Consider the following 1,829-nt stretch of genomic DNA (forward strand, 5'->3'; position numbering starts at 1 on the left):
GACCAGGCTGACGGGTTATGTGGACGCTATTGGGTTGATAACTTCTCCGACTATGCCGAGCTGAGCGGGAATGGCCAGCATGTGCGGATTGCAACCGTCGAAGGCAGTTATTTGCACTTTGCNCTGCCCATCGGCAGCACNCAGTCGTTTAACCCCGANCATCCGCAGTTCACCCTCAANCGCCACNGTGACTANCTCNAGCTCGTCAACCGTGATACCCGCAGCGCAACCTGTTTTGCCCTGCCCCCGGCATGGCTTGCCGACCACGATGAGNCGCTGGGCTTTGCACCGCTGCAAGACGGCAGGCTNCGGCTAAGCCGTTGGCTTGACCGCTTTGACAATACGGTCGTGTTTCATTATGCCGATGAACCGCAGGGGCAATCCCGTTTAACTCGCGTCACCCACTCCGACGGCATCGAGCTGTCACTNGTCTATCAAACGCAAGCCGGCGGCAATGCCCAATACCTGCAACAAATTGTGCGCACCGATAGCGAGCAACCGCAAGTGTTGGTTCGTTATACCCAAGATAGTGCCGGTTGCCTAATCGAAAGCGATGCGCTGTTGGATTATCATCTGTTCTACCACTATGACAGTCAGCACAATCTAACCCGTTGGGCGGACAATGACCAAACCTGGGTGGATTACCACTATGACGACCAAGGGCGCTGCATTCACAGTATCGGTGCCGACGGTTACTATCCGGTGTGGTTTGACTATCACGACGGCTTGACGCTTGTGTATGACAGCCAACGCCGTTGCACCCGTTATCAGTTCGATACCCGGCTGATGAAACCGCTGCGGATAACCGCTGACAGCGGAGCCACGACCCGCTTTGACTATGACCGCGACGGCAACCTGCTGGCACAAACCCTGCCCGGCGGGCAAACCCTGCGTTTCGACTATCTGGCACAAACCGGTTTGGTCAGCACCTTTTATGCTGCCGACGGCGAAACCTGGCACTATCAATACGATGAGGAAGAGCAGCTAACCGCCCTCACCGACCCGTTAGACCGCACTTGGCGCCGAAGCGAGTCCGACGACGGCAAGACAACCCTGTTCACCGCCCCCGACGGCAGCCAAACCGAATTCCGGTTTAATCAATTCGGCTTGCTCGCCCAGATTAATAACCGTATCGGACAAACCCAACGCCAACAGCAGTTTCACTACGACCCGCGCCACCGTTTGATTGCCGAACAAGATGCCGAGCAACGGCGGATTCAGTTCGACTATGACCGTCGCGACAATCTCGTCCGCCTGCGCAGCGCCAACGACGCACAGTGGCACTACGGCTATAATCCGCACGGACAGGTCACCCAAATTGACCGCCCGAACGACAGCCGGGAACAACAAGACTATGACCGCCACGGCAACCTGATTCGTTACACCGATGCCAACGGCGTGGTCTGGCAGTTACGCTACGGCGCCTTTGACCTGCTGAGCGAGAAAATCGACGGCGAAGGCAACCGCTGGCGTTACGACTATGATAAAGACAGCCTGAAACTCAACCAGGTCACCAATCCGTTGGGNGAAACCTACACCTATACCTTTAACNCCGACGGCTTGGTCGAGACCGAAACCGACTTTGCCGACAACCGCTGGACGTTTCGTTATGATGAAAACGGCAATCTGCTGCACTTAACCAACGGGGAAGGCGAACAGACCGATTATCACTATGACGACAACGGGCGTTTGCTACTGCTCCGCTGTGGTGCCGACAGTGTGCACTACCAATATGATAAGGTCGGGCGGGTGCGCCGAATCGACACCGTCGACAGCTGCCTGCAATACCGCTATGACGACCTGGACCGCATTGTGGAGGAACGGCAAGG

Annotated in this window: 1 protein-coding gene; it reads left to right on the top strand. The window is 56.5% G+C overall.

Features of this window, described 5'->3' with window-relative positions; all coding sequences use genetic code 11:
* Positions 1-786: 786 nt before the first annotated feature.
* The coding region (locus tag B8880_RS14895; RefSeq protein WP_472857741.1) for a hypothetical protein at positions 787-1,829 on the top strand (1,043 nt) is incomplete at its 3' end.

Source organism: Pasteurella testudinis DSM 23072, assembly GCF_900176075.1.
Lineage (GTDB): Bacteria > Pseudomonadota > Gammaproteobacteria > Enterobacterales > Pasteurellaceae > Chelonobacter > Chelonobacter testudinis.